Genomic DNA, 26,335 nt, shown 5'->3' with positions numbered 1-26,335 from the left:
GGCAGCCGGAGGCTGGAGGCCGGCAGCAGATGGCCGGCTGATCGCTTGACGAACACGAACACCGAACGACCATGAAGACGCTGATCATCGATGACGAACGCCTGGCCCGCAAGGAGCTGATCTCGCTGCTGGAGAAGCACGAGGAGGTGGAGGTGGTGGGCGAAGCGGCCAACGCCGACGAGGCCGAGGCCCTGATCGCCGAGAAACACCCCGACCTCATCTTCCTGGACATCAACATGCCGGGACGCGATGGCTTCGAGCTGCTGAGCGCCCTGGACCGGCCGCCGCACGTGATCTTCGTGACGGCCTACGACGAGCACGCCATCCGCGCCTTCCAGGTGAACGCGCTGGACTATGTGCTGAAACCGATCGACCCCGAGCGCCTGGACGCGGCCCTGGCCAAGGTGCCTCAACCGTCGGGCGAGGACGTGCCGCAGCGTGAGATCCTGCGGGAGAACGACCAGATCTTCCTGAAGGACGGCGAGAAATGCTGGTTCGTGACCCTGAAGGACGTGCGCGTGTTCGAGAGCGAGGGCAACTACGTGCGCGTGCGCTTCGCCGACCAGAAGCCGCTGGTGCTGCGCAGCCTCAACAAGCTGGAGGAGAAGCTCGACCCGCTCACCTTCTTCCGCGCCAGCCGCAAGCACATCATCAACCTGCGCTGGGTGGACAAGATCGAGCCCTGGTTCAACGGCGGGCTGATGGTGAAGCTGAAGCCGGCGGACAAGAGCGGCGCGCCCGGCGAGAGCATTGAAGTGAGCCGACGGCAGGCCACCCGCTTCAAGGAGCTGCTCAGCCTCTGACCGCGAACAACGCGGCGCAGCACGCTGTTCCTGGGGCAATGTCCCAAGCCCCCATCCTGGTCGTCGGTGCTTCCAGCGGCATCGGTCACGCCACCGCACAACAGCTCATCGCCCAGGGCCTTGCGGTGATCACCGCCGGTCGCCGCGACCCGGGCCTTGGCGTGCCGCACATCCCCTTCGATGCCACCGCCGGTCCGTTCCCCGTGGACCCACTGCCGGCTGAGCTCTCCGGTCTGGTGTATGCCCCCGGCAGCATTGACCTGAAGCCGCTGCGCTCCACCAAGGCCGACGACCTGCGCGCCGCCTTCGAGCTGAACGTGGTGGGCGCCTTCCACACCATCCAGGCCTGTGCGGACCGGCTGAAGAAGGTCCCCGGCAGCGGCATCGTGCTCTTCAGCACCGTGGCGGTGGGCCGTGGAATGCCGTTCCACACCAGCGTCGCCGCCGCCAAAGGCGCCGTGGAGGGCATGGCCCGCTCGCTGGCCGCCGAGCTGGCGCCGCTCGTGCGCGTCAACTGCATCGCGCCGAGCCTGACGCGTACGCCGCTCGCAGAGAAGCTGCTGAGCACGCCGGAACGCGAAGCCGCCGGCGCCGAACGCCATCCCCTCAAGCGCGTGGGCGAAGCCGCGGAGCTGGCGTCCATGGCCGCCTTCCTGTTGAGCGACCAGGCGCGTTGGATCACCGGTCAGGTGATCGGTGTGGATGGCGGCCTCAGCGCGATCTGAACCATGGGGACGGAGGACGACAGGCCGCACATCGGCATCGACTTCGGAGCGCGCACCGCCGGCAACACCGTGATCTGCCTGCGCGAACGCGGCCTGTTCCGCTTCGAGCGCACGCCGCGCGGTGATGATGGCGATGCCTGGCTGCAGCGGCGCGTGGCGGAACTGACGCCGGCCGCGGTGTACATCGATGCCCCCCTCAGCCTGCCCGGCGCCTACTTCGGTCGCGGCGACGACCACTTCTTCCGCCACGCGGACCGGCAGGCGGGCGGCATGAGCCCCATGTTCCTCGGCGGGCTCACCGCGCGCGCCATCCGGCTGGCCGGCCAATGGCGCACATCGGGCATCGCCGTGCACGAGGCCTATCCCGCCGCCCTCGTCCGCCATTCCTGGGAGTTCCTCCACATCCGGTCCGGCCGCGCCATCCCCCGCCACAAGCTGCGCCTGATGGCCGGCATGTGCATGCTGCCACCCCCCGAGCCGCACGACCGGCACGAGGCCGATGCCTGGCTCTGCTGGGTGATCGGTCACCGCCACCGCCGCGGCGAAGCGCTCCACTTCGGACAACCGGACGAGGGCCTCATCCTCGCCTGAACCATGCCGCGCCACCGCCCGCCCAGCGAACGCCCCACGAAGACCTGCGCCACCTGCGGGCTGCCCTTCCAATGGAGAAAGAAATGGGAGAAGGTGTGGGAGGAGGTGAACCACTGCAGCGACCGATGCCGGCACCAACGGAACCGAACAAGGCCCGCGTAGTGCGGCTGGTGCTGGGCGACCAGCTGGTGCACGACCACCCGTGGTGGCAGCGCGTGGACCCCGATGTACTTTACGTGCTCATGGAGGTGCGCCAGGAAACGGACTACGCCTGGCACCACATCCAGAAAGTGCTGGGCTTCTTCGGGGCCATGCGGCGCTTCGCCGCGCACCTGCGGACCCAAGGGCATCGCGTCCACTACCTCACGCTGGACGATCCCGCGAACCGGCACGACATCGGCCTCAACCTGCAGGCGATCATCGCGCACTGCGGCGCCAGCGAGCTGGGCTACCTGCTGCCCGATGAGCACCGCCTGGACGAACAACTGAAGCGCTTCGCCTCGACCTGCGGTGTTCACGTTCAGGTGGTCGACACGCACCACTACCTGACGGAACGGCACGAGCTGGCGGCCCTGTTCACGGGGAAGAAGCAGTACCTGATGGAGCGCTTCTACCGCCTGATGCGTGAACGCACCGGACTGCTGATGGAGGGCGGCGCACCGCGCGGAGGCCGCTGGAACTTCGACCATGACAACCGCCAGCGGCCACCCAAGGACCATGTGCCGCCCCCGCCTCTGCTCTTCGATCACGACCTGCGGGAACTCGAAGCGATGGTGCGATCGGCGGGCGTGCACACCATCGGCACGGTGGATGCCGCGCACTTCCCCTGGCCGTTGGACCGTGCGGAAAGCCTCGCGCTGCTCCGCTACTTCATCGCCCACCTGCTGCCCCGGTTCGGCACCTACCAGGATGCGATGAGCCCGCACCATTGGGCGATGTACCACGCACGCCTCAGCTTCAGCCTCAACGTGAAGCTGCTCTCGCCCCTGGAGGTGTGCCGGGCCGCGGAAGAAGCCCACTTCGCCGATCCGCAGCGCATCACCCTGGCGCAGGTGGAAGGCTTCGTGCGGCAGATCATCGGCTGGCGCGAATACATGCGTGGCGTGTACTGGGCGCAGATGCCGCGCTATGCCGAACGCAACTTCTTCGGGCACGACCGCGCACTGCCCCCATGGTTCTGGACCGGCCGCACGCGCATGGCCTGCCTGCGCGAGGCCATCACCGGCAGCCTCACCAACGCCTATGCGCACCACATCCAGCGCCTGATGGTCACCGGCAACTTCGCGCTGCTGGCCGGTGTGCACCCGGACGAGGTGGACCGCTGGTACCTTGGCATCTACATCGACGCCATCGAGTGGGTGGAGATCACCAACACGCGCGGCATGAGCCAGTTCGCCGACGGGGGCATCGTGGGCACCAAGCCCTATGTGAGCAGCGGGGCCTACCTGAACAAGATGGGCCACTCCTGCGGCTCCTGCCATTACCGGGTGAACGACCGCACCGGTCCGCGCGCCTGCCCCTTCAACGCGCTGTACTGGCACTTCCTGGCGCGCAACCGCGAGCGCTTCCTGAGTGAGGAGGCACGGCCCGGCATGATGGTGCGCCTGGGTATGCCCTACCGCACCTGGGACAAGATGCCCGCCGCGACACGCCAAGCGCTTCTGGACAAGGGCGATGACCTGTTGACGCACATCGAGGAACTATGAGCCGCGCCATCCTCTGGTTCCGGAACGACCTGCGCCTGGCGGACAACCCGGCGCTCACCGCTGCGCTGGCCGCGCACGAGGAGGTGCTGCCCGTGCTCGTCATCGATCCCCGGCAGCACGAGGCCTCGCCCTTCGGCTTCGAGCGGTCGGGAAGCTTCCGGCGCCGGTTCATCCATGAAGGGATCGCTGATCTTGCCGCGGCGCTCCGTTCCAAAGGCAGCGCGCTTAGCGTGCGTGTGGGCGATCCGGCAACGTCGCTACGCCAGATGGCCACCTTGTGGAAAGCCGATGTGGTCCATGCACAGCGCCTTTACGGCTGGGAGGAACAGCAACAGGAACGCGCCGTGGCCGCCGAACTGGACCTTCGGCTGCATGCGCCCAACACCCTCCTGCTGCCCGGCGACCTGCCCTTCACGATGGACCGGCTCCCCCACGTGTTCACCGCGTTCCGCACCCAGGTCGAAAAGGCCAGCCCGGTAAGGGAGGTGTTACCCGAACCCGAGAGGATCACTTCACCCGCATACTGGGGAGAACGGCTCCCCTCGCGGGAAGACCTGCCATACGTGCCCTACCCGAACGATCCGCGCGGGGCCTTGGCGTTCCAGGGTGGGCGTACCGCCGGACTTTCTCGCCTGAAGCACTACCTGTGGGACACCCGTGCACTTTCCAGCTACAAGGAGACCAGGAACGGACTGTTGGGCGCTGACCACAGCAGCAAATTCAGCCCTTGGATGGCGTCGGGTGCCTTATCCGCACGCGAGATCCACCAGGAAGTGAAGCGCTACGAGGCGGAGCACGGTGCCAACGAAAGCACCTACTGGCTCGTGTTCGAACTGCTATGGCGCGACTTCTTCCAGTTCACCGCGGCCAAGCACGGTGCTGACCTGTTCAAGCGCGCCGGCATCGCACACAGGCCGATCCAGGGCGACCATGACGAACGACGCTTCCAGTCGTGGCGTGAAGGCCGCACGGGCCAGCCCTTCATCGATGCCAACATGCGCGAACTCGCCGCCACCGGCTGGATGAGCAACCGCGGCCGGCAGAACGTGGCCAGCTACCTGGTGCATGATCTTGGGCTCGACTGGCGGATGGGTGCCTGGTGGTTCGAGCGCATGCTCATCGACCACGACGCGTGCAGCAACTGGGGCAACTGGCAGTACGTGGCCGGTGTGGGCAACGACCCGCGGGAAGGGCGCCGCTTCGACCCCGAACGGCAGGCGGGGCTGTACGACCCTGATGGGGAGTACGCGCGACGCTGGTCCTAAGCGTCCAACCGCACCGCCCGAAGGCGCAAGCTGTTCATCACCACGCTCACGCTGCTGAGCGCCATGGCGGCCCCGGCGAGCATGGGATCGAGGTGGAACCCGTTGATCGGGATCAGCACGCCCGCAGCGACGGGAATGCCGAGGATGTTGTAGATGAAGGCCCAGAAGAGGTTCTGGTGAATGACCGACACCGTGCGGCGGGAGAGCTGGATGGCGCGCGGGATGGCCAGCAGGTCGGTGCTGATGAGCGTGATGCGCGCCACGTCCATGGCGATGTCGCTGCCCTGGCCCATGGCGATGCTCACATCGGCCTTGGCGAGCGCCTCGCTGTCGTTGATGCCATCGCCCACCATGGCCACCACATGGCCCTGCTGCCGCAACCCGTCCACGAAGGCGCCCTTGTCCCTGGGAAGCACCTCGCTGCGGAAGCTCTCGATGCCCACCACCTGGGCCACAGCCTGCGCGGTGCGCCGCGCATCGCCGGTCTGCATGTACACGGTGATGCCGCTGCGCTTCAGCCGTGCGATGGCCTCGGCGGCCGAAGGCTTGATGCGGTCGGTGATGGCCAGCGCGGCCCGCACCTGCGCACCATCGGCCAGCCACACCACCGTATGCGCCGCTTCCTGCCAGCGTTTTTCATGCTCACGCCACTCCGCGGTGACGGCCACGCCGTTCTCCTCCAGCAGGCGGCGGTTGCCCATCAGCCAGGTGGTGCCTGATACCGTGGCCTTCACGCCCTTGCCGGTGTGGTCCTCGAATTGTGCCACGGCCGCACTGGTGCGGTCGACCCGGAGGGTCGACGCTGCCAGTGCGGAATTGATATGGCGTAACACAGCCTCGGCCAATGGGTGTTTGGACCGCGATCCGATCATCTGCAACGCGGTGGCCGCTTCCGTATCCTCCAGTCCCCTCGCCTCCACCACTTCCGGCCTGCCTTCGGTGATGGTGCCGGTCTTGTCCAGCACGATGGCGGTGATGCTGCGGGCGCGCTCCAGGCTCTCGGCGTCCTTGATGAGGATGCCGTGTTCGGCGCCCCTGCCCATGCCCGCCATGATGGCCGTGGGCGTGGCGAGGCCCAGCGCGCAGGGGCAGGCGATCACCAGCACGGTGACCAGCGCCAGCAGGCCCTGCGTGAAGGCGTGCTCACCACCGAACACCCACCAGACGACCGCGCTCAGCACCGCGATGCCGATCACCACCGGCACGAACACGGCCGCCACCTTGTCCACCAGCCGTTGCACCGGCGCCTTGCTGCCCTGCGCCTGCTGCACGGCGCGCACGATGTTCGCCAGCAGGGTGGCCGCGCCCACCTTTCCGGCGCGCATGCGCAGGCTGCCCTTCTGGTTGATGGTGCCGGCCAGCAGCGTCGCACCGCGCATTTTCGCCACCGGCACGGGCTCACCGCTCAACATGCTCTCGTCCACGTAGCTCTCGCCGTCGATCACCTCGCCGTCCACCGCGATGCGCTCGCCCGGCCGGACCACCAGGACATCGTCCACGTCCACCTCCGCGATCGGCACCTCGCACGTGGAGCCATCGGCCGCTTCGCGCAGCACCGTGTCGGGCCGAAGGCCCATCAGCTTCATGATGGCACCGCTGGTGCCGGCCTTCGCGCGCTCCTCCAGGAACCTGCCGAGCAGGATGAAGGTGATGACCACGGCCGCCGCCTCGAAGTACACATGCGGCATCACGCCGCGTGCGGTCCAGAACCCGGGGTTGGCGGTGGTGAAGGCACTGAACACGTAGGACACCCCGGTGCTGAGCGCCACGAGCGTGTCCATGTTCGCACTGCGGTGCCGTGCCTGCTTCCAGGCGTTGAGGAAGAACGATCGGCCGGTCCAAAGCACCACGGGCGTGGCCAGGGCCCATTGCGCCCAGGGGCTCCACGGCGCGTGCATGAAGGCCATGCCCACCACCACGAGCGGAACGGTGAACGCGAGGGCCGCCCACAGGCGCCGCCGCAGCGCGCCGAGCTCCTGCTGCCGCACGCGCCCGGCCTCCTCCAGGGCGTCCCCTTCATCCGTCACCACCAGGTCGTAACCCGCCCGACGCACCGCCGCCCGCAGGCCCTCCACATCCACCGCCGTTCCCGGCCAGCTCACCTGGGCCGTGTGCGTGGCGAGGTTGACGTTCACCTCCTGCACACCGGGTTCCGCCCGCAGCGCCTTCTCCACGCTCAGCACACAGCTCGCGCAGGTCATGCCCGTAACGGGATAGGTGCGCCGCGTGAGGGCCATGGGACAAAGGTGAGGCTTGCGGAAAGGTGAAAGAGGAAAGCTGAAAGAGGAAAGCTGAAAGCTGAAAGCTGAAAGAAGAGAGCGGAAAGAGAAAAGCGGAAAGATGACGGTGAAGCAAGGAAGTTGAGCGAGATCGATACCTTCGAACTACACCAACACCCGATGACCATGGACACGCGTACCCTGTTGGCCGCCCTGGTGGGCGGAGTCGTCGCTTTCCTGCTGGGCTGGCTCATCTTCGGCATGCTGCTGATGAGCTACATGGAAGCTCACATGCTGAGCTATCCCGGGTTGATGAAGACCGAGGAGGAGATGAACCTGGCGCTGATGTTCCTGAGCAACCTGACCCTGGCGCTGCTGCTGTCCTGGGCCTTCGGGCGCATGGGCGTCAACAGCCTCGCCGGCGGCCTGGTCACCGGGGCCATCGTGGGCTTCCTCTTCTACCTGAGCGTGGACCTGTCCTTCATGGCCATGATGAACCTGTTCGACGGGCCCATGGCCGTGGTGGTGGACGTGGCGGCGAACACGGTGTGGACCGCCGGAGTGGGCGGTGCAGTGGGCTTCATGCTGGGCCGCGGCGCGGCGAAGGCGGGTTAGGCGACCTCGCCATCCCGGATGCTGTAGCGCGGGAGCGCGTGGGCTGCCCATGCTCCGGCCCCTCGCCTACCTTCGCGCCCTTCAACACCGAACCGCATGCGTACACCGTTCCTCTTCGCCGCCCTCCTCGCCCTCGGCGCCGCCACGGCCCAACAGTTCGACCTGGCCTGGGCCACACCCAGCGTGAGCGCCATCCGGCGTGTGAAGTTCGCCGCCAACGGCGATGTGTTCGCCCTGGGCGAAGGCGGCAACGGCGTGCAGCTCCAGCGGTACAGCAGCACCGGCAACATCCTGTGGACCAAGACCCTCAGCGCGCCCACGCTCTACTCCATCGACATGGACGTGGACGCCAGCGACCACGTCTACATCTACGTGGGTTTCAGCACCGGCCAGCTGGACCTGGACCCCGGCCCCTTCACCACCCTGGTGAACCCCGGCAAGGTGTACGCCAAGTACAGCAGCAGCGGCCAGTTCCTCTGGGGCTTCAGCGTGGAGAACACCACCGACCTCAGCGAGGACTACGGCGGCATCAGCTGCGATGACGCGGGCAACCTGTACATCACCGGCGACCTGGGCCAGGGCACCTACGACATGGACCCCGGACCCGGTGTCACCACCATCACCGTGCCCGGCTTCTCCACCGGCTCCTTCATCGCGCGCTACCGTGCGGACGGCAGCCTGCACTGGGCGGACGTGCGCGCCTGGAACGCCGGCTTCAGCAACAGCCGCGACATCGCCGCCCTGCACGACGGCAGCGGCTTCTATGTGGTGCAGACGCTGGACAACGGCGGCCCGCTGAGCAGCCAGATCGACGTGGACCCCGGCCCCGGCGTGTTCAACGTGTACACCGAAACGCAGAACCTGCTGCGCTACGACAGCAGCTTCGCCTTCGTGGCCGGGGGCGGCCTGGGCTTCGGCGACCAGCGCCTGGCGGTGGACGAGGCCGACAACGCCTACCTGATGGCCCGCGCCAGCTCCGGTGCCGGTTTCTGGGCCCTGAAGTTCAACCGCAGCGGTCAGACCCTCAACGAGATCTACCAGACCAGCCTGATCAGCACCGGCAACCTGCGCCTGGGCGACATCGTGCCCGATGGGCAGGGCGGCGCCATCGGCAGCTACAGCAACAACTGCACGGCCAACTACTACCGCTTCTTCAAGATGAACGTGAGCGGCCTGGTGGACTTCAACCTCTCGCTGTACAGCGGCACCGACTGCACCTACCCCATCGCCCGGGGCTTCGACCTGCGCGGCGGCACCTTCGCCGTGGGCTCCTTCAACCAGAACTATGCGGTGGACTTCGACCCCGGCCCCGGCGTGCTGAACCTGCCCTCGGGCAACGACGATGGCGTGGTGGCGCTGTACGGCTGGTGCGATGGCGCCCCCTTCGACCCCTTCGGCATCAGCGTGGTGAGCACCAGCTGGTGCGTGGGCGACACGGTGACCCTGGCCGTGGATGCCTTCGGTGATGCGAGCAGCTATACCTGGGACCCCGGCACCTGGAGCATCGCCGCCGGCCAGGACAACGACACGGTGCATCTGCTGGCGGACAACGCCGGACCCGCCGTCATCGGCGTGTCCGCCGCCAGCGCCTGCGGCACCAGCGCGCCCTTCGCGGTGCAGCTTTCCGCCGGCACCGCCACTGCCGATCTGCCGCCCAGCGAAACGGTGTGCGACAGCCTCACCACGATCCTGGATCCCGGGCCCTGCCCCGGATGCACCTTCCTGTGGCAGCCCGGCAACAGCAGCGGCCCCACCCTGCCCATCAGCATCACGGAGACCACCACCTTCAGCGTCACCGCCACGCAGGGCAGCTGCACGGTGAGCGACAGCACCACCATCACGATCGAGATCTGCACGGGCCTCGCGGACGCATCGTCCTCCATGATGCAGCTTGCGCCGGTGCCCGCGCGCCGCGGCGAACCCGTGGTGCTCACCGGCGCCACGCCCGGCACGGTGCTGCGCCTGTACACGCTGGACGGCCGCGTGGCCGCTCCCGCGCTCACCGTGACCAGCGACCGCACCGTGCTGCCCACCGCGCACCTGGCCGCCGGCACCTACCTGCTGCAGGGCGCCACGGCCGGGGCGTTGCGGGTGGTGGTGGAGTGAGCGCGGAAAGAGGAAAGCTGAAAGAGGAAAGAGGAAGCGGAGGAGCGCTGTGGCGATCTTCTGCTCCACCTGTCATCGCATCGTCTCCACGATGGCTGTGAAGGGCGGCATGGCTACCTTGTTCCGTCCAAGCCACACCCATGCGCTCCTTCCTCTCCATCCTCTGGCTGCTCATCGTCCCGGCCCTCTGTGCGCAGGACGTGCAGAAATGCTGCGGATCGAGCAACAGCACCTTCCTGCTCGGCAACCTGAGCACGGCGAGCCACAGCCAATGCCTCTATCTGCCCAGCGACCTCACCAACGCCACGGCCGGGCCGATCACGCGGCTCTACTACCGCTACGGCACCACCGGTCAGACCACCGGCAACACGCTCACCGGCTTCATGGTGCGCCTCACGCAGACCAGCGCCACGGCCTTCGCCGGCGGCAACACCTTCTTCACCGGGCTGGACACCGTGCTGATCCGCGCCAGCTTCACCATCCCTCCCGGCACCACGGGTGACTGGTTCCCGATCGACCTCGACGATCCGTTCACCTACGATCCGGCGCTGACCCTGGTGGTGGACCTGAGCTTCACCGGTAGCGCCAACACCAGCTTCGGCACCCTCTCCACCAACCTGGCCGGCCGCAAGCTCTACTGGAACGACATCAGCTCACCCACCGGACAGAGCGTGGTCACCACGTGGCAGGACATCGGCTTCGACCTCAACGCCCCCACCGGCATCAGCGGACCTGCCGCATCCACCGCGACGCAGCTGTTCCCGAACCCGACCACGGGCCTGGTGCACCTGCGCAGCGGCGGACCGCTGGGACCGCTGGAGTTGCGCGACCTCACCGGTCGCACGCTCCTGCGCTTCGCCCCATCCGGACCAGAGGCCGAACTGGACCTGCGTACGCTACCTCCCGGCACCTACCTGCTGCACGGCGCTGCGGTCGGGGCGTTGCGCGTGGTGGTGGAGTGAGCGCGGAAGGCGGAAAGCGGAAAGGGGAAAGAGGAAAGCTGAAAGAGGAAAGCTGAAAGAGGAAAGCTGAAAGTGGAAAGCTGAAAGTGGAAAGCTGAAAGTGGAGGAGCGCTGTCGCGATCTTCTTCCCGATCCTCATCGCGAGCAGCCCGAAGGGATGCGTGGCGATCTCCTTCCTATCCGTCATCGCGAGCCGGTCCCGGAGGGCCGGCGTGGCGATCTCCCTGGCCAGTGATCTGATCCCTTCCGGGGAGATCGCTTCGGCGGCAAATGCCCGCCTCGCGATGACGTGGGGGGGTGGGGAGATCGCTTCGCCCGCAGAGCCGGGCTCGCGATGACGTGGTGGGGTGAGGAGATCGCGTCGCCCACAGAGCCGGGCTCGTGAAACCGGGTGTGGAAGGAGGAAGGAACTATGAGCAAGGAAGAAGGAGACAGGACCAAGAGGCAAGAAGGAGTCGATGTCGTTGCGACCCGCCCCGCGTCGCATGCGTGTTGCTCAACGCCCCCCTTTGCTCACCTTTGTTCATCACCTTCAGCCCATGAGGACATCGCTTTCCCTGCTTGCGGCCGTGCTGTGCGGCCTGGCCCATGCACAACCCGGCACCCTGGACACGAGCTTCGGTACGGGGGGGCAAACCCTCATCTCCCTCGGCTCGCCGTTCGACTTGCTGTATGACCTGGCGATCCAGCCGGACGACAAGATCGTGGTGGCCGGCATCATCGGGGCCCAGGGCGGCGGCGCGTACCAGGACGCCATGATCATGCGCTTCACCGCCGATGGCCAGGTGGACAGCACCTTCGGCACCAACGGCGTGGTGATCTGGACAGGCACCGGTGGCCTCGACGTCCTCCGCGGTGTGGACATCGATGCGGACGGCAAGGTGGTGGTGGCGGGTGAGACCCAACTGACCGGCGGCGAATGGCAGATGTTCATCCTGCGGCTGCTGCCGGACGGCACCCTGGACCCATCCTTCTCCGGCGACGGGGTGCTGACGCGAGGGACCAGCGTGTACAACAGCGGCAGTTATGGACGGGATGTGCGCTGCCTGCCCGATGGCAGCATCCTGGTGTGCGGCTACGAACACTACACCCTCACCCAACCGAACTACGATGCCGTCTCACTGTGGAAGAGCTCGGCCACCGGAGGCATCGACCCCAACTTCGGGGGCGGCTCGTCCGCCACCTTCACCGACCTGTTCCAGGACGACCAGTCCGACATGGGCAACAGCATGGTGGTGCTGGCCGACAACAGCATCGTGGTGGGCGGCACCTCCAAGAACGCGCCCGACCAGCAGCTGGGCTTCTCCACCTTCAACAGCAACGGCAGCCACCTGGGCAACAACGACGAGTTCGTCTACGCCCCCACCACGGGCAACGACGTCGGCAACGCCATCGTGCGCCTGCCGGATGGGCGCTATGTGCTGGCGGGCGGGGCCGGCTTCCAAGGTGTGCTCATGGGCGTGCAGCCCAATGGCGTACCCGACCCCGGCTTCGGCACCGCGGGCCGGGTGGATGTGGAGTTCGGCAGCAGCCTCACCCGCGTGTACGCCGCGCTGCTGGACCCCTGGGACAAGGTGCTCGTCACCGGCTCGTACTTCGACGGCACCTCCGGCTATTTCTTCCTGGGGCGCTACACCAGCACCGGTGCACTGGACGGTACGTTCGGAGCGGGCGGTGTGGCCACCCACCAGTTCAATGGGTTCGGTGGCGATGGCCAGGCCATCGGTCTGCAGAGCGACGGCCGCATCGTGGTCGGCGGCCACACCAGCGCGGGCAACGGGTACGACCTGTTCCTGCTGCGCTTCACCAACGATGTGGCCACCGGCCTTCCCGCAGCCACACCCGCCCCGGCGGTGTATGCCTACCCCTCCCCCTTCACCCGCGGATTCACCGTGGAGGGCACGGCAGCCGGTGGGGAACTGGTCCTGCTGGATGCCCTGGGCCGCCGTGTGCTCAGCGTCCCCACGGCCACAGGCCGCACCGCTGTGGAGGCTGATCTGCCCCGCGGGATGTACAGCGTGCTGGTGGGCCCAGGCATACAAGCGCCGGCCACATTGCGTGTGGTGCGGCAGTAAGGTCCGCTGCACCGTCATCGCGTGCCGGTCCCGCAGGGACGGCGTGGCGATCTCCCTGATCCGGACGGGTACACGACGCGCACAAGCCCCCTCCTGAACAGCGAACGCTCGCTGCTCCGCGCAAGGAGGGGAACGGGGAGGTTTCGATCCGCAGAAGGACCGGGCGTACCTGAGCCGCTACCTCCCCCGGCCCCTCCTTGTTCGGCGCGTGGAACGATCCACGCGCAGGAGGGGGGTTCATGGCGTGCGGGTAGAGTCGCGATGACGGGTGGTGAATGAAGAAGGAACAAGGATGAAGAATGAGGAAGGAAGAAAGAGCATCCGGCGTGGCGATCTCCTTCCTCACCGTCATCGCGAGCCGGTCCCGAAGGGCCGGTGTGGCGATCTCCCTGATCCGGACGATACAGGACGCATACAAGCCCCCTCCTGAGCAGCGAACGCTCGCTGCTCCGCGCAAGGAGGGGAACGGGGAGGTTTCGATCCGCAGAAGGACCGGGCGTACCTGAGCCGCCACCTCCCCCGGCCCCTCCTTGTTCGGCGCGTGGAGCGATCCACGCGCAGGAGGGGAGTTCATTGCGCGCGGGTAGAGTCGAGATAACGGGTGGTGAAGGAAGAAGGAACAAGGATGAAGAATGAGGAAGGAAGAAAGAGCATCCGGCGTGGCGTTCTCCTTCCTCACCGTCATCGCGAGCCGATCCCGGAGGGCCGGCGTGGCGATCTCCCAGTAGGGTGATCTGATCCCTTCCGGGGAGATCGCTTCGCCCGCAGAGCCGGGCTCGCGATGACGTGCTGGGAAAGGGGAGATCGCTTCGGCGCTAAAACCCGCCTCGCGATGACGACGCGGGAAGGGGAGATCGCTTCACCTGCAGCGCCAGGCTCGCGAGGACAGGTGTGGAAGGAAGAAGGAACAAGGAGGAAGGACCAGGAAGAAAGAAGTCGCCCCCCTACCGGCAGTGCAGGAAGTTGGCAGGATCCGCGCCGCAGTAGGTGGGGCAGGGCTGCGTGCAAACCCGCTCGTGGGTGGCACCCGAGACTGTTCAGTAAAGTGTGTCAGGCCGGATTGCGAACTTCAACACCTGACCCATGGAGGACAAGACGGACAAGTTCGATTACGAAGCCTTCGAGAAGGAGGCCATGAAGCAATTGCTACTGGGCAAGCCCTTGAGCGGCAGCGATGGGGTGCTGACCCCGCTGGTGAAGCGACTGATGGAGGCCTCGCTACGGGGCGAGCTGAGCGCTCACCTGGCCGAGGAGCCGCCTGGAGGTAACCGGCGCAACGGACATGGGCGCAAGCGGGTGAAGACCGCCCACGGAGAGGTGGAGATCGCCACGCCGCGCGACCGTGAGGGAACCTTTGACCCGGTGCTGCTGCCCAAGCGCGAGCGCGTGCTGAACGCCGAGCTGGACATGAAGATCATCAAGCTCTACGGGCTTGGGATGAGCCAGCGCGACATAAGCGACCATGTGCGGGACCTGTACGGCATCGAGGTGAGCGAGGCCACGATCAGCGCGGTGACCGACCAGGTGATCGCCGATGTACAGACCTGGCGGCAGCGGCCCTTGGAGGCGCGCTACGCGATCGTGTGGCTCGATGCCATCCACTTCAAGGTGAAGCAGGAAGGGCGCGTGGTGAACAAGGCCGTATACACCGCCTTGGGCGTTGGCCCCGATGGCCACAAGGACCTGCTGGGCCTGTACGTGGGGCAGAGCGAAGGGGCCAAGTTCTGGCTGGGCGTGCTGGGCGACCTGCGCCAACGCGGCGTGGAGGACATGCTGATCGCATGCATCGACAACCTGAGCGGCTTCTCCGACGCGATCTCCTTGGTGTACCCACAGAGCGATATCCAGCTCTGCATCGTGCACCAGGTGCGCAATACCCTGAAGTACGTCAGCTACAAGCACTACAAGGAGGTGGTCAAGGACATGCGGGCCATCTACCGGGCCCCTGGTGAGCAGCAAGCGCTGCATGCCCTGGAGGTCTTCAGCGACAAATGGGGGAACGCTACCCGCAGGCGGTGAGCTCCTGGCACACCAACTGGCCGCTGCTGGCCAGCCAGTACCGCTACAGCGAGCGCATCCGGCGGCTCATCTACACCACCAATCCCATCGAGGGCTTCCACGCTCAGCTGCGCAAGTACACCAAGACCAAGCGCGTCTTCGACAACGACATGGCCCTGCTCAAGCTGCTCTATCTGGCCCAGCAGCGCATCGTGGAGAAAATGGCCGCCAAGCCCATCTTCGCTTGGAGGGAGATAGCCGCCGAGCTACGCCTGCTCTTCGGCCCACGCTTCGATCCACAGGCGATCAACACCGATCAACAGGTTCTGAGTCTCCCCCGGACCCCCTCGTTCAAAACCCAACAACATCAACATCATCAGCAATAACGATGATGACACACTTTATCTAACAGACCCGAGTATCCGGCGTGGCGATCTCCTTCCCCAACCGTCATCGCGAGCCGGTCCCGGAGGGCCGGCGTGGCGATCTCCCTTCGCAACGATCCGATCTCTTCCGGGGAGATCGCTTCGCCCGCAGAGCCGGGCTCGCGATGACGACATGGGGAAAGCGATCTCCCTTCGCAACGCCCCAACGGCCTTCAGGCAGGCTGGCTTCAGGCCTCAGGCGGGCCGGAGGCCGTGGGCCGGGTGGTGGGTGGGTGTGGGTTCAGGTCCTTGGGCTCGCCGTAGCCTCCGGCGAAGGCGGCCTTGGTCTTGGCTCTTCTTCCTTGGTCCTTCTTCCTTGGTCCTTGGCGATGGAGGTCATCGCCCACGTAGGTAGGTGGTCAATTGATGCCGGATGAGCTGGAGCGTATCCGCGCTCACCGCACCGATCGGGTCTTGCACGGCGCTGAGGGGCACGGTGGTGAGGTAGGCACAGCGGATGAGCGATGGGAACGGCAGGCCCACGCTGGTGAAGTCCTCGTGCTGTTCGTTCACCACGATATCAACGCCAGGCATCTCGCGATGCAACTTGCTGCTGATCGCACATACCAGCAGATCCGCATGCCGTGACAGGTGCTTCAACACGACGGCTGGGCGCAGCTTGATAGCCCCATCCGACTGCTGAAAGGCCACGCGCACTACGCGTCCTTCCTCCATGGCTTGTACTCCGGGTTCGGCTCACGCACGGCGATGTGGCTGATGTCCGGCTCATCCTCGCCGTAGGCAGCCCGCTCGAACGCGGACATGGTCTGCTGGGGCCAGTTGTCCGGCCCCGGTGGGAGCACCTCTTTCGTCACCGACACATTGAACTCCTCCTTCAGCTCTCTCTCCAGCTCCTCCGCGCTATTGTACTTACCGAACAGATCGTCCAGGATATCGGCGGCCACTCGTTCCTTTTCCCGTTTGGCCTTCGCGCTCATATACCACAGAACTGCCATCAATGCGATCACGAGCACGGCCATCCGCGTTGCCGGATCAGGTGCAGGTTTCTGCAACACCTTCACATCGTCACCCGGTTGCATACCCTCCCGTTCGAGCAGGGCATAGACCTCCCGGGGAGTTCTGGCCTGGGCGGTATCAAGGATCACCTGCTTCATGCTGGCTGCAAGTTAGGTCTTGCCCCTCTTCCGCCCCCCCCCCGCCCTCACGGCAGCAGCGCCCCCAGATGGCCCAGGCCCAGCAGCACGATGCCCGCCCCCAGGCCTGGCTACCTTGCACCGGGCATGGCCCCACGTCCACCCACGCGCCCGACGGCATGGTGAACACCCCGGTCCAGAAAGCACCCCGACCCTTCATCGTGGTCGGCGTGCTCACCATCCTGGGCAACCTCATCCTCATTCTCGTCAACCTGTTCAAGGCCGGCATGCTGTGGATGGGTGCGGAGAACGGCAGCGTGGGCCCCGCCGCCATCGGGCCCCTTAAGACCCTTCTGGGCGTGGTGGTGCTCACCTGCGTGGGTTCGGCCCTCGGCGCCGCGCTGATGCTGCGCGGCCGGCGGCTGGGCTTCCGCATCTACGCCGTATCGAACATCGTGCACCTCCTCGCCACCGTGGCCGTCATGCTGCTGTGGATCAGCACGGTCTACCTCTCCTTCATCGGCGTGTTGCTGTTCTTCTACTGCTTCATCCCGCTGGCCTTCCTGCTGTACTTCCGTCGCAACGCGGGTTGGTTGAGGTAAGGGGTGCGGGCGGGCCGGGTGGCGGGTGGGTGTGGGCTCAGGTCCTTGGCGCTCGCCGTAGCTTCCGGCGAAGGCGGCCTTCGTCCTTGGTCCTTCTTTCTTCTTCCTTGTTCCTTGTTCCTTGGACCTTGGTACATGGTTCTTGGTCCATGACCCTCCCCCCCGCCCTCACAGGAGCAGCGCCCCCATGAGGCCCAGGCCCAGCAGCACGATGCGCGGGTCCAGCAGCTGCTCCGCCAGCAGGAAGCCGAAGGCGCCGATGCCGATAGCGCCTGGCGCAGCATCTCACAACCGTCATCGCGAGCCGGTCCCGAAGGGCCGGCGTGGCGATCTCCCTAGTTCTTAACCGTCATCGCGAGCCGGTCCCAGAGGGCCGGCGTGGCGATCTCCCTTAGCAACGATCCGATCCCTTCCGGGGAGATCGCTTCGCCCACAGAGCATTTCCTAACCGTCATCGCGAGCCGGTCCCAGAGGGCCGGCGTGGCGATCTCCCTTGGCAACGATCCGACCCCTTCAAGGGAGATCGCTTCGGCGCCAAAGCCCGCCTCGCGATGACGACGCGGGAAAGGGAGATCGCTTCGCCCGCAGAGCCGGGCTCGCGATGACGACATGGGGAAAGCGATCTCCCTTCGCAACGCCCCACCGGCCTTCAGGCAGGCTGGCTTCAGGCCTCAGGCGGGCCGGAGGCCGTGGGCCGAGTGGCGGGTGGGTGTGGGCTCAGGTCCTTGGCGCTCGCCGTAGCCTCCGGCGAAGGCGGCCTTGGTATCTGGCCATTGGCATCCTTCATTCGGCACTATATAACCACCGCTGGAACCCAACGAATGTCTCCCGGATACGGGCCACATCACCGAGCGCACGGGTGGCATCGGGGATGGACTTGTACTTCAATTGCAGGATGACAGGCAGCTTCTCGGGTTGCAGCTCCTCCACACCCGTGTTCACATACTGTTGCAGCACGAAGTCCAGGAACGCGCGCTGCTGGTCCGTGTAGTGGTCAAAATGGGAACGGGCCTGCGCAGCACGCTCCGCACGCTCCTGCGTGGGCGTGCTGTAGGCGATGTAGGCCAGCACATCGAACAGGTCGCTGTGCTGTGCATCGATGATGCGCTGCAGCTCCTGCAACTGGGCCAGGGGGTAGCCCTTCTCCGCCAGTTCATCCAGCAGCTTCTTGCGCGTATCGGGCAGGCTCCACAAGGCCCGTAACTCCTCCTCCGTGGCGAACAGGTGCGGCAGCTCACCGAACAACTGGCGGATGAACTGCTCCACGCTGATCGGAGTGCCATCGGCGCTCCAGAAGCTGGTCTGCACGGTGGCGCTCAACTGGCGTTCCTTGCCATCGGCCAGCTTGATCCGGATCTTCGGCCGGGGCTCACCCAGCGCATCGGTCACCTGTTCGGGCTCCTTCTTCGGCTTGGGCTCTTTGGAGCGTGGCGGCGCAGGTTCGCCGGGGTCGATCTCCTCGCCATCCCAAGCCGGGTCGTGGAACAGCTCGTGGCTGCGGGTGAAGTCGTGGATGGTGAAGTAGTCCTTGCCATCGTACAGGCGCGTGCCCCGGCCGATGATCTGCTTGAACTCCACCATGCTCTTGATGCGACGAAGCAGCACGATGTGGCGCACGTTGCGGGCATCCACCCCGGTGCTCAGCTTCTGGCTGGTGGTGAGGATGGTGGGGATGCTCTTCTCGTTGTCCTGGAAGTCCCGCAGATGCTGCTCCCCGATCTCGCCGTCATCGGCGGTCACGCGGTGGCAGTAGTGCGGGTCGGCCACGGTCTTCTCCTGATTGATGAGGTCGCGGATCAGCGCGGCGTGCTGCTGGTTCTCACAGAATACGAGCGTCTTCTCCCTCGGGTCGATCTGCCCCAGGAAGGTGAGCACCCGGAACCGCTCCCGGCTCTCGATCACGATATCCACGTTGAACCTGTCCTCTGCGAAGTGCTCCCCCGCCTCCACTTCGCCCTCCACCACGGTATCGTCACCCACGAAGGTGTACTCGTCCAGGTTGGTGCGGTACTGCCGCACTTTGAAGGGCGTGAGGAAGCCGTCGTTGATGCCCTCCTTCAGGGAGTAGGTGTAGACCGGCTCGCCGAAGTAGCGGTAGGTGTCCACGTTCACATCGCGCTTGGGCGTGGCGGTAAGGCCCAGTTGCGTGGCGGGCCTGAAGTACTCCAGAATGGCGCGCCACGTGCTCTCGTCGTTGGCACCGCCGCGGTGACACTCATCGATGATGATCAGGTCGAAGAAGTCGGGCGGGTAGTCACCGAAGTAGGGTGTGCCATCCGGCCCGCTCATGAAGGTCTGGAAGATGGTGAAGAAGATGCTGCCGTTCGTGGGCACGCGGCCCTTTTTGCGCACCGCATCCGGACTGATGCGCACCAAGGCGTCATCCGGGAAGGCCGTGAACGCGCTGTAGGCTTGGTCGGCCAGGATGTTCCGATCGGCGAGGAAGAGGATGCGCGGTCGGCGCTCCCCATCGCGCCTGATGTTCCATCGGGCGTGGAAGAGCTTCCACGCGATCTGGAAGGCGATGGCCGTTTTACCTGTGCCGGTGGCCAGGGTGAGCAGGATGCGGTCCTTGCCTTGGGCGATGGCATCCAGCACGCGCTGGATGGCGATGTCCTGGTAGTAGCGTGGTTGCCAACTGCCGCTCTTGTCCTCGAAGGGGATGGCCCCGAACCGCTCCGGCCAGTTGATCTTGGGCGTGCTGCGGCCGATGGTGGGGAAGGCCACCGGCTGGAAATCCGCGTACCCGCTCAGCTTCCACAGCTCATCCGGTGTGGGCCACGCGCCCACATCGCCCTCGCGGCCCGTGAGCATGTCCACTTGGTAGATGCCCCGGCCATTGGTGCTGAAAGCATGCCGCAGCTTGAGCTTGTCGGCGTACTTCTTGGCCTGGCCCAGACCCTGCGTCACGGGCTCGCTGGCCTTCTTGGCTTCCACCACGGCCACCATGCGGCCCCGGTATTCCAGGATGTAGTCGGCGATATCGGCAGCGTTGCGCTTGCCCGCGGCACCTTGCAAGCGCCCCAAGGTGATCTTGAATTCCCGCCGCACCCGGGTGCCCTCCACCACGCCCCAGCCCGCCGCGCGCAGCGCGGGGTCGATCAGTTCGGCGCGGGTCTCGGCCTCGTTCATTCAGCACTGGGTACGCCACGCCCCAGCGTGGCCAAATACGCCGACGACCACCGCCAGTCACCGGCCTGCTTCACCAATCCCGCCTTCACCGGGTTCTCGTGGATGTATCTCACAACTGTGGCGAAATGGGCGTGGTCCCGAATGTAGCGATCCCAGTATTCACGGTGCCACACGCGGGTGGGGGGACCGCTGGGTAGGCCACGCCCCAGCGTGGCACTCAACCCAGCGGCCATCCCATTCGCTTTCGCGTATTCGCTTATCCGCCGCCCTGTGTAGGACTTCCAAGACGCCACGATCTTGCTCATCGTCCAGCCGTTGGTAGGTTGGAAGAGCACGTGCACGTGGTTGGGCATTACGCACCAAGCGTGCAGGTGGTAGCGGTCGCCGGCGAAATGGATGAAGGTCTCCTGCACCATGTCCGCCAGTTCGGGTACGCGCAGGATGCAACTGCCATAGCCGGCATCGAGGTAGGCGGCCACACGTTTCTCCTTCTCGTTGTCGCGGAGCTTGGGTGGCAGGCTCTTCAACTGCTCTGCCATGGCGGCCACGGCCTCCTTGGGCAGGCTGTCGGCCAGGTGGTAGCTCACGTGCTGCACCAGCTCCGGGCTGTTCACGTGCGGCATGTACAGACCTTTTCACTGCTGGGCTCGCCGGGCCCCAGCCCGGCCCCATCATCGCGGTGTAGTGGTTCGTCCATTCGTGGCTCCTCTTTGGTATGTGCCACGCTGGGGCGTGGCGTACCCAGTGTTGCTGCGTTGTGGTACTTGCCACGCTGGGGCGTGGCGTACCCAGTGTGGTCAGCCCCCCGCCTGCTGCTCCTGTATGCTCTTCAACGTGCGCCCCTGCCCATCCTTCCACTCCGTGCGGCCGTTGCTGGGGCGGCCCAGTACGATGGTGCTGGCCATGCTGGGGCTGTTGAAGGTGTAGTCCTGTGTAAAGCGGAGCTTGTCGCCATCGGGCACCAGCACGCCGCTCTTCAGCAGGTCCTCGCGCTGCTGCACCACGTAGGGGAAGTGCTCGCCCACGCTCTTGGTGAAGGTGGTGGCGGCGAAGGACCCGGCGCGCACGATGAAGCCCTGCGGCGCATCGTAGCCGGAGCCGGTGATGCCCTTGCCCTCGCAATGCAGCAGGGGCAGCTCCTTCTCGGTGGCGGTGGGCGCCTGTGTCTGCTCAAAGGCCGTGATGCCCAGCACCGGCAGCATGCCCAGCAGGTTCTGCAGGAACACCTCCAGGTAGGCGCGGTCCATCTCGCTCAGGGTGGGCTCGGTGGGGCTGTTGGCATTCTCCAGCGGCACGCGCTTGGCGGCGCGGGCGCGTTGGATCATTTGCGCCTCCAGGTATTGCACGTGGGCCTTGTTCAGTTGGCCGGGACCGGCCACGAAGAAGACCGCCCGCGTCCAGAAGTCCTTGTTGGCGTAGTGGCTCTCCAGGCGGTGGTACACGGGGTCGCCCTCGCCCACGTAGATGGTCTCGCCCTCGCCATCGGCGCGGGGGCCTATGAGCAGGTACACGCCCGGCTGCTGGAACTCTTCGCGCTTGCGCACGGCCGTGTACAAGGGGCGCGGGAACATCACCGCCTTGCCGTTCCAGTTGCTGCGCTCCACCACGCGCAGCCCATCCGGGTCGCCATCGGCCACCAGGATGTGCAGGATGAAGGGAAGGGTGGTGCTCATTGGCAGCATTCGATAGAGACGAAAATAGGGCACGTCGGTTCCTGTGGAAAAGCGCCGCCCCGTGTGGATAACTGCGCCCCGCACTTCCTGCACTGCGCGGGACCTTTGCATCATGAGTATGAGAGAGCTGCATATCTGGTGTGATGAGTCCGTGCAGAAGGGGCATTACTACAGCGACTTCTATGGGGGTATTCTGGTTGAGTCGAAGCACCTGAAGCACGTGAACGAACGGCTTTGGGCGGTGCTCAAGAAGCATGACTATCGGCATGAAGCCAAGTGGCAGCACGTTACACCCATGGTCCTGCCGGTCTACATCGACTTGATGGATGCCCTATTCGACTTGGTTGTCGAAGGACTGGTCAAGGTGCGCATCATGTTCAGGCAATCGGCCAAGCAGGCCATCAACCTGAGCGCGATGCACATCGAGCAAGCCTATCACCGCTTGTACTACCAATTCATCAAGCACTCCTTCGGGCTGGCGCATTGCAACGAAGGCCGAAGTGAGCCTGTGCACATCCGCTTCTACTTCGACCACCTTCCGGACAAGGATGAGAAGAACGCGATCTTCAAGAGCTACGTTCATGCGCTCCAGTTGCGGCCTGAATGGAAGCGTGCGCAGGTGAACATCAAGGTGGAAGATGTCAACGAGGTGGATTCGGCCCGGCACATTGAGCTACAGGCCATCGACGTGCTGCTCGGCGCCATGGCCTTCCGCCTGAACGAATTGCATCGTGCCATACCGCAAGGGAAGAGGCGGCGTGGAAAGCGGACCGTGGCCAAGGACACGCTGTACAAGCACATCAACAAGCGCCTCAACCTGCTCTATCCAGGCTTCAACATCGGAGTGTCCACGGGCAACAGCCGACCGGGTTGGGAGAACCGCTGGACAGCTCCTTACCGGCACTGGAGCTTCGTGCCCAAGGAGTTCAAGATCGACCCGGATCGGTTCAAATAAAATGGCCCCACCATCGCTACATCAGTATCCCACGTAAACGTAGGACTTCGCTCTGGCAGGGCCGGTACAAAGGTAGAAGCTGGCCTGTGTACGATCCACGGTCGGTCCGTTAGGAAGTTCTCAGGCTGGTGTTAATTTGTTGATAGACAGCGGGAAGGGGAACGCGAGGGGGCGGGTAAAGGGCCACGCTGGGGCGTGGCGAGCCCAGTGTTACAACTCCCCCCTGAACGCCGCCCCCAACAAGCCCTTCTTCAAGCCCTCCAGCTCCCGCAGCTTCTGCTGGTAGGTGGCTTCGAGTTGCTTGGTTGCAGCCTTGAGTGCGTCGAGTTTCTCGGCGATGAGGCGTTGTTCTTCGATTGGGGGACAACGGAATTCAAACGCTGCGATCTGTCCACCGCTAATGTGTGGGACACCAGTTCCCGTCTGAACGGAAAGTACATAAGTGGCAAAGTCCCGACTGGCGATCAGATACCCCAGGTAACGCTTGTCGAGAGAAGGCTTGCACCTCAATCGTGCGACACGCTGGACCAATAGGCTGGGCATGTCGGCCTTCGTAACGATGGCATACTTCAATCCAGACTTGATCCATGTACGGTCCATGGCGATGACCACATCGCCTTCGTCGAGCCAGTAAGCCCCGTATTCTTTCACGTCACCGGCGGGCCACCTTTTAACACCTTCCCATCTGAACTCACCAGGAATGATGTTGTCTCCGCGAAGGAGTCTGATATCGTTCTCTACCTCTGTGTAACGATCACTCTTGAACGGAAACCCGGTGAAGATTTCGACTTCGTCGCCAACTCGCGTGTCAATCCACTTCGGCGAATTGCCTTGATGTGTCCCATTCAAGTAGCTCTCGAACAGCTCCCGGGCATTGGCGCGGTTGCGCTCCACGTGCCCTTCGGCTTCGCGCAGCGCCCCGAACGCCGCATCCAGCTTCGTGACGATCCGCTGCTGTTCGGGGAGAGGGGGATGAGGCATCCGTATCTCCAAGAGCTCCGACTTGACCAGACTGGGAATTGTGGTTCCTCGGTTATGCTGCCAGAAGTCATAGTGCTGGCAGAAGTAGTACAAGAATCTTGGGTCCAGCTCATCCAGTGCATGCAGACCGAAGGCTGTATCCACGTTCCAGAAGGGCTCCTCAACGAACAGGGGACTGCTGATTGAACCTTTCCGGCCGATGATGGTGGTTTGTGCTTCGCAGATATAGTTGTTCGCCCTGCCCATCACGCCCCCACTTCCGTAGATGGGATATGCACCATTAGCATCTTCCACTTCCTTTTGGTTGCGACCGTTCCTGATCTCAAGAACATCGCCCCATCGAGCAACCGGCCATCCGCTTCCTGCACTCATAGCAAGCTCTCAATCGAGGATAGAATGGTCTGCGTCTTCTCATCCAACTCCCGCATCTCCTTCAGGATGGTCTTCGGATCCCGCAGCGGCGCTTCCTCCGCCCGCTTGGGGTTCTTCACGCTGAGGTCATAGGTGTCGGTGGCTTCGAGCACCTCAGCCACCGTGCGGCTCCAGCTGTTCACGCTGTCCGCCTTGGTCTTCGCCAGTTGCACAAAGTCGGCGAGGTCGGCCTCGTTCAGCGGGTTGGTCTTGCCCAGGCTGCGGCCGGGGTCCAGCTGGTAGTACCAGATGCGGCGCGTGAGGCGGCCTTTCTCGAAGAAGAGCACCACGGTCTTTACGCCCGCGCCCTGGAAGGTGCCCTGCGGCATGTCCAGGATGGTGTGCAGGTCGCATTCCTCCAGCAGCTTCCGCCGCAGGCTGATGCTGGCGTTGTCGGTATTGCTGAGGAAGGTGTTCTTGATCACTATGCCCGCCCGGCCACCGGCCTTGAGGCTCTTGATGAAGTGCTGCAGGAAGAGGAAGGCCGTTTCGCCGGTCTTGATCGGGAAGTTCTGCTGCACCTCCGGCCGCTCCTTGCCGCCGAAGGGCGGGTTGGCCAGCACCACATCGCGCTGGTCCTTGGGCTGGATGTCCTGCAGGTTCTCGGCCAGCGTGTTGGTGTGTACGATGTTGGGCGCCTCGATGCCGTGCAGGATCATGTTCATGAGGCCGATGATGTAGGCCAGGCCCTTCTTCTCCTTGGCGAAGAAGGTGCGCTGCTGCAGGGTCTGGTGGTCGGCGGTGCTGCGGGCCTGGGCCTGCATGTGGGCGAAGGCCTCGCACAGGAAGCCCGCGCTGCCGGCGGCGCCATCGTACACCGTTTCGCCGATGCGCGGGTCCAGCACCTGCACAATGGCGCGGATCAGGGGGCGCGGGGTGTAGTACTCGCCGCCGTTGCGCCCGGCGTTGCCCATGCGCTGGATCTTGCCCTCGTACAGTTCGCTCAGCTCGTGCTTCTCCTCGCTGGTTTGGAAGTGCAGGGCGTCCACGGCTTCCAGGATCTCGCGCAGGTTGTAGCCGCTCTTCACCTTGTTGGTGAGCTCGCCGAAGATCTCGCCGATCTTGTACTCGATGGTGTTGGGCCCGCTGGCGCGCTGCTTGAAGCCGCGCAGGTAGGGGAAGAGCTTCTGGTCCACGAAGTCGACCAGGTCGGGGCCGTTGAGGGCCTTGTGGTGATCGATCCTGCCCTCGCTGTTCTTGGGGCAGGCCCACACCGGCCAGCGGTACTCGGTGCTGAGGATGGGCGTGTAGGCTTTCCCCTCCAGTTCGGCGGCCATCTGCTTGGTGGCCTCCAGGTCGTCGAGGTACTTCAGGAAGAGGATCCAGCTGGTCTGCTCGGTGTAGTCGAGCTCGTTGCTGCACCCGGCCTCTTTGCGGAGGATGTCGTCGAGGATGCGGAAGGTCTGCTCGAAGGCGGAGCCTTGGGCTTTGGTGGCTTTGGGGCCGGGCTGAAGCCCGGCGGACCCGGTGGTGGCGGAGCCATTGGCTTTGGCGGTCTTGGGCTTGTTGGCCAGTAGGTCTGAAGGCATGCTGGCTTGCCGGCCTTCGGCCACCCGCACGCTCCCTCCCCGGCCCGGCCCCAGCACCAGCAGGCCTTGGGTCACCAGCGCATCGCGCACCGCGCGGTACTGTTCCTCACTCCACCCCAGGGTGGCGCGGGCCTTCTGGTTGCCCATGCGCCCGGTGCGCTGCACCACCTCCATCAGCTGCTGTTCGTCGCTCGTCATCGCGCTGGGAAATTATCCGGTGCCAGTGATCCGGGAAAACGGGGGGTCCGGCCATTCGTCCCACCCCGCCGGAGGACCGTACGGGCTCCGCCTGCCTTTCTACCTCAAAACCTGAAACCCCAAAACCCAGCCTGCCCGCGCCCGGCGCGGGCCCTGGACCGAGGGCCGAGGCCGCCGGGCCTCCGGCGGGCGGCACGTTGGGACCGCCCACCGGAGGCCTTGGAACATCCCTTGATCTCGGGGTGGTGGGGTTCGAGGGGGCCCCCCCCG

General features: G+C 65.1%; 20 protein-coding genes and 1 pseudogene. 13 read left to right on the top strand and 8 right to left on the bottom strand.

The window, feature by feature from the left end; all coding sequences use genetic code 11:
• Nucleotides 1-71: 71 nt before the first annotated feature.
• Genes IPM49_16515 through IPM49_16490 form a run of 6 tightly spaced genes read left to right on the top strand, consistent with a single transcriptional unit; the run spans nucleotide 72 to nucleotide 5,090 of the window.
• The gene (locus IPM49_16515) at nucleotides 72-803 is read left to right on the top strand and encodes a response regulator transcription factor (protein MBK9276125.1); all 732 of its coding nucleotides are present in this window, start codon (nucleotides 72-74) and stop codon (nucleotides 801-803) included.
• 38 nt (nucleotides 804-841) lie between these two features.
• Nucleotides 842-1,528, top strand: a complete 687-nt coding sequence (locus IPM49_16510; GenBank protein MBK9276124.1) for an SDR family oxidoreductase — start codon at nucleotides 842-844, stop codon at nucleotides 1,526-1,528.
• A gap of 3 nt (nucleotides 1,529-1,531) precedes the next feature.
• Complete coding sequence (locus IPM49_16505) at nucleotides 1,532-2,119, top strand: DUF429 domain-containing protein (GenBank protein MBK9276123.1); 588 nt, start codon at nucleotides 1,532-1,534, stop codon at nucleotides 2,117-2,119.
• Nucleotides 2,120-2,122: 3 nt separating this feature from the next.
• On the top strand, nucleotides 2,123-2,281 hold the full coding sequence (locus IPM49_16500; GenBank protein ID MBK9276122.1) for a DUF2256 domain-containing protein: 159 nt from the start codon (nucleotides 2,123-2,125) through the stop codon (nucleotides 2,279-2,281).
• Complete coding sequence (locus IPM49_16495; GenBank protein ID MBK9276121.1) at nucleotides 2,245-3,825, top strand: cryptochrome/photolyase family protein; 1,581 nt, start codon at nucleotides 2,245-2,247, stop codon at nucleotides 3,823-3,825. Before IPM49_16500 ends, IPM49_16495 begins: the two co-directional genes overlap by 37 nt.
• A complete protein-coding gene (locus IPM49_16490) occupies nucleotides 3,822-5,090 on the top strand; it encodes a DASH family cryptochrome (GenBank protein ID MBK9276120.1) in 1,269 nt (422 codons plus the stop codon). The genes IPM49_16495 and IPM49_16490 overlap by 4 nt, the downstream gene beginning before the upstream one ends.
• On the opposite strand, the gene IPM49_16485 is transcribed toward IPM49_16490, so the two are convergent.
• The gene (locus IPM49_16485; protein MBK9276119.1) at nucleotides 5,087-7,327 is read right to left on the bottom strand and encodes a copper-translocating P-type ATPase; all 2,241 of its coding nucleotides are present in this window, start codon (nucleotides 7,325-7,327) and stop codon (nucleotides 5,087-5,089) included. The genes IPM49_16490 and IPM49_16485 overlap by 4 nt on opposite strands.
• A gap of 168 nt (nucleotides 7,328-7,495) precedes the next feature.
• Here IPM49_16485 and IPM49_16480 point away from each other — a divergent pair, with 168 nt between their 5' ends.
• From IPM49_16480 to IPM49_16460, 5 genes and pseudogenes are all read left to right on the top strand, one after another.
• On the top strand, nucleotides 7,496-7,924 hold the full coding sequence (locus IPM49_16480; GenBank protein ID MBK9276118.1) for a hypothetical protein: 429 nt from the start codon (nucleotides 7,496-7,498) through the stop codon (nucleotides 7,922-7,924).
• Between the two features lie 96 nt (nucleotides 7,925-8,020).
• Complete coding sequence (locus IPM49_16475) at nucleotides 8,021-10,030, top strand: hypothetical protein (GenBank protein MBK9276117.1); 2,010 nt, start codon at nucleotides 8,021-8,023, stop codon at nucleotides 10,028-10,030.
• A gap of 140 nt (nucleotides 10,031-10,170) precedes the next feature.
• Nucleotides 10,171-10,992 carry a T9SS type A sorting domain-containing protein gene (locus IPM49_16470; protein ID MBK9276116.1) on the top strand — a complete coding sequence of 274 codons (822 nt, stop codon included), beginning with the start codon at nucleotides 10,171-10,173 and terminating at the stop codon, nucleotides 10,990-10,992.
• 539 nt (nucleotides 10,993-11,531) lie between these two features.
• Nucleotides 11,532-13,067: a hypothetical protein gene (locus IPM49_16465; protein ID MBK9276115.1), complete on the top strand. Its 1,536-nt coding sequence runs from the start codon at nucleotides 11,532-11,534 to the stop codon at nucleotides 13,065-13,067.
• Between the two features lie 1,083 nt (nucleotides 13,068-14,150).
• Nucleotides 14,151-15,373 (top strand): annotated as a pseudogene (locus IPM49_16460) (IS256 family transposase).
• Nucleotides 15,374-15,826: 453 nt separating this feature from the next.
• Here the strand turns inward: IPM49_16460 and IPM49_16455 are convergent.
• Both IPM49_16455 and IPM49_16450 read right to left on the bottom strand, forming a co-directional pair.
• Nucleotides 15,827-16,165 carry a type II toxin-antitoxin system PemK/MazF family toxin gene (locus IPM49_16455; GenBank protein MBK9276114.1) on the bottom strand — a complete coding sequence of 113 codons (339 nt, stop codon included), beginning with the start codon at nucleotides 16,163-16,165 and terminating at the stop codon, nucleotides 15,827-15,829.
• Nucleotides 16,147-16,605 (bottom strand): hypothetical protein, encoded by a 459-nt coding sequence (locus IPM49_16450; protein MBK9276113.1) that lies wholly within the window; start codon nucleotides 16,603-16,605, stop codon nucleotides 16,147-16,149. The genes IPM49_16455 and IPM49_16450 overlap by 19 nt, the downstream gene beginning before the upstream one ends.
• A 68-nt stretch (nucleotides 16,606-16,673) precedes the next feature.
• Here IPM49_16450 and IPM49_16445 point away from each other — a divergent pair, with 68 nt between their 5' ends.
• Complete coding sequence (locus IPM49_16445) at nucleotides 16,674-17,186, top strand: hypothetical protein (protein MBK9276112.1); 513 nt, start codon at nucleotides 16,674-16,676, stop codon at nucleotides 17,184-17,186.
• Nucleotides 17,187-17,969: 783 nt separating this feature from the next.
• Here the strand turns inward: IPM49_16445 and IPM49_16440 are convergent.
• The 3 genes from IPM49_16440 to IPM49_16430 all read right to left on the bottom strand — a co-directional run bounded on the left by IPM49_16440 (nucleotide 17,970) and on the right by IPM49_16430 (nucleotide 22,000).
• On the bottom strand, nucleotides 17,970-20,318 hold the full coding sequence (locus IPM49_16440) for a DEAD/DEAH box helicase family protein (GenBank protein ID MBK9276111.1): 2,349 nt from the start codon (nucleotides 20,316-20,318) through the stop codon (nucleotides 17,970-17,972).
• Nucleotides 20,315-20,941 (bottom strand): transposase, encoded by a 627-nt coding sequence (locus IPM49_16435; protein ID MBK9276110.1) that lies wholly within the window; start codon nucleotides 20,939-20,941, stop codon nucleotides 20,315-20,317. Before IPM49_16435 ends, IPM49_16440 begins: the two co-directional genes overlap by 4 nt.
• 174 nt (nucleotides 20,942-21,115) lie before the next feature.
• On the bottom strand, nucleotides 21,116-22,000 hold the full coding sequence (locus IPM49_16430) for a GIY-YIG nuclease family protein (protein ID MBK9276109.1): 885 nt from the start codon (nucleotides 21,998-22,000) through the stop codon (nucleotides 21,116-21,118).
• 103 nt (nucleotides 22,001-22,103) lie between these two features.
• Between IPM49_16430 and IPM49_16425 the strand changes: the two genes are divergently transcribed.
• Nucleotides 22,104-22,946 carry a DUF3800 domain-containing protein gene (locus tag IPM49_16425; protein ID MBK9276108.1) on the top strand — a complete coding sequence of 281 codons (843 nt, stop codon included), beginning with the start codon at nucleotides 22,104-22,106 and terminating at the stop codon, nucleotides 22,944-22,946.
• Between the two features lie 210 nt (nucleotides 22,947-23,156).
• Here IPM49_16425 and IPM49_16420 read toward each other — a convergent pair whose 3' ends face one another.
• Together IPM49_16420 and IPM49_16415 are read right to left on the bottom strand one after the other, a co-directional pair.
• On the bottom strand, nucleotides 23,157-24,299 hold the full coding sequence (locus IPM49_16420) for a restriction endonuclease subunit S (protein MBK9276107.1): 1,143 nt from the start codon (nucleotides 24,297-24,299) through the stop codon (nucleotides 23,157-23,159).
• Nucleotides 24,296-26,014 carry an N-6 DNA methylase gene (locus IPM49_16415; GenBank protein ID MBK9276106.1) on the bottom strand — a complete coding sequence of 573 codons (1,719 nt, stop codon included), beginning with the start codon at nucleotides 26,012-26,014 and terminating at the stop codon, nucleotides 24,296-24,298. The genes IPM49_16420 and IPM49_16415 overlap by 4 nt, the downstream gene beginning before the upstream one ends.
• Nucleotides 26,015-26,335: the final 321 nt, after the last annotated feature.

Source organism: Flavobacteriales bacterium (assembly GCA_016715895.1).
Taxonomy (GTDB): domain Bacteria; phylum Bacteroidota; class Bacteroidia; order Flavobacteriales_F; family PHOS-HE28; genus PHOS-HE28.
Note: the sequence above shows the minus strand (reverse complement) of the source record. Positions and strands in the feature narration are given on the sequence as shown.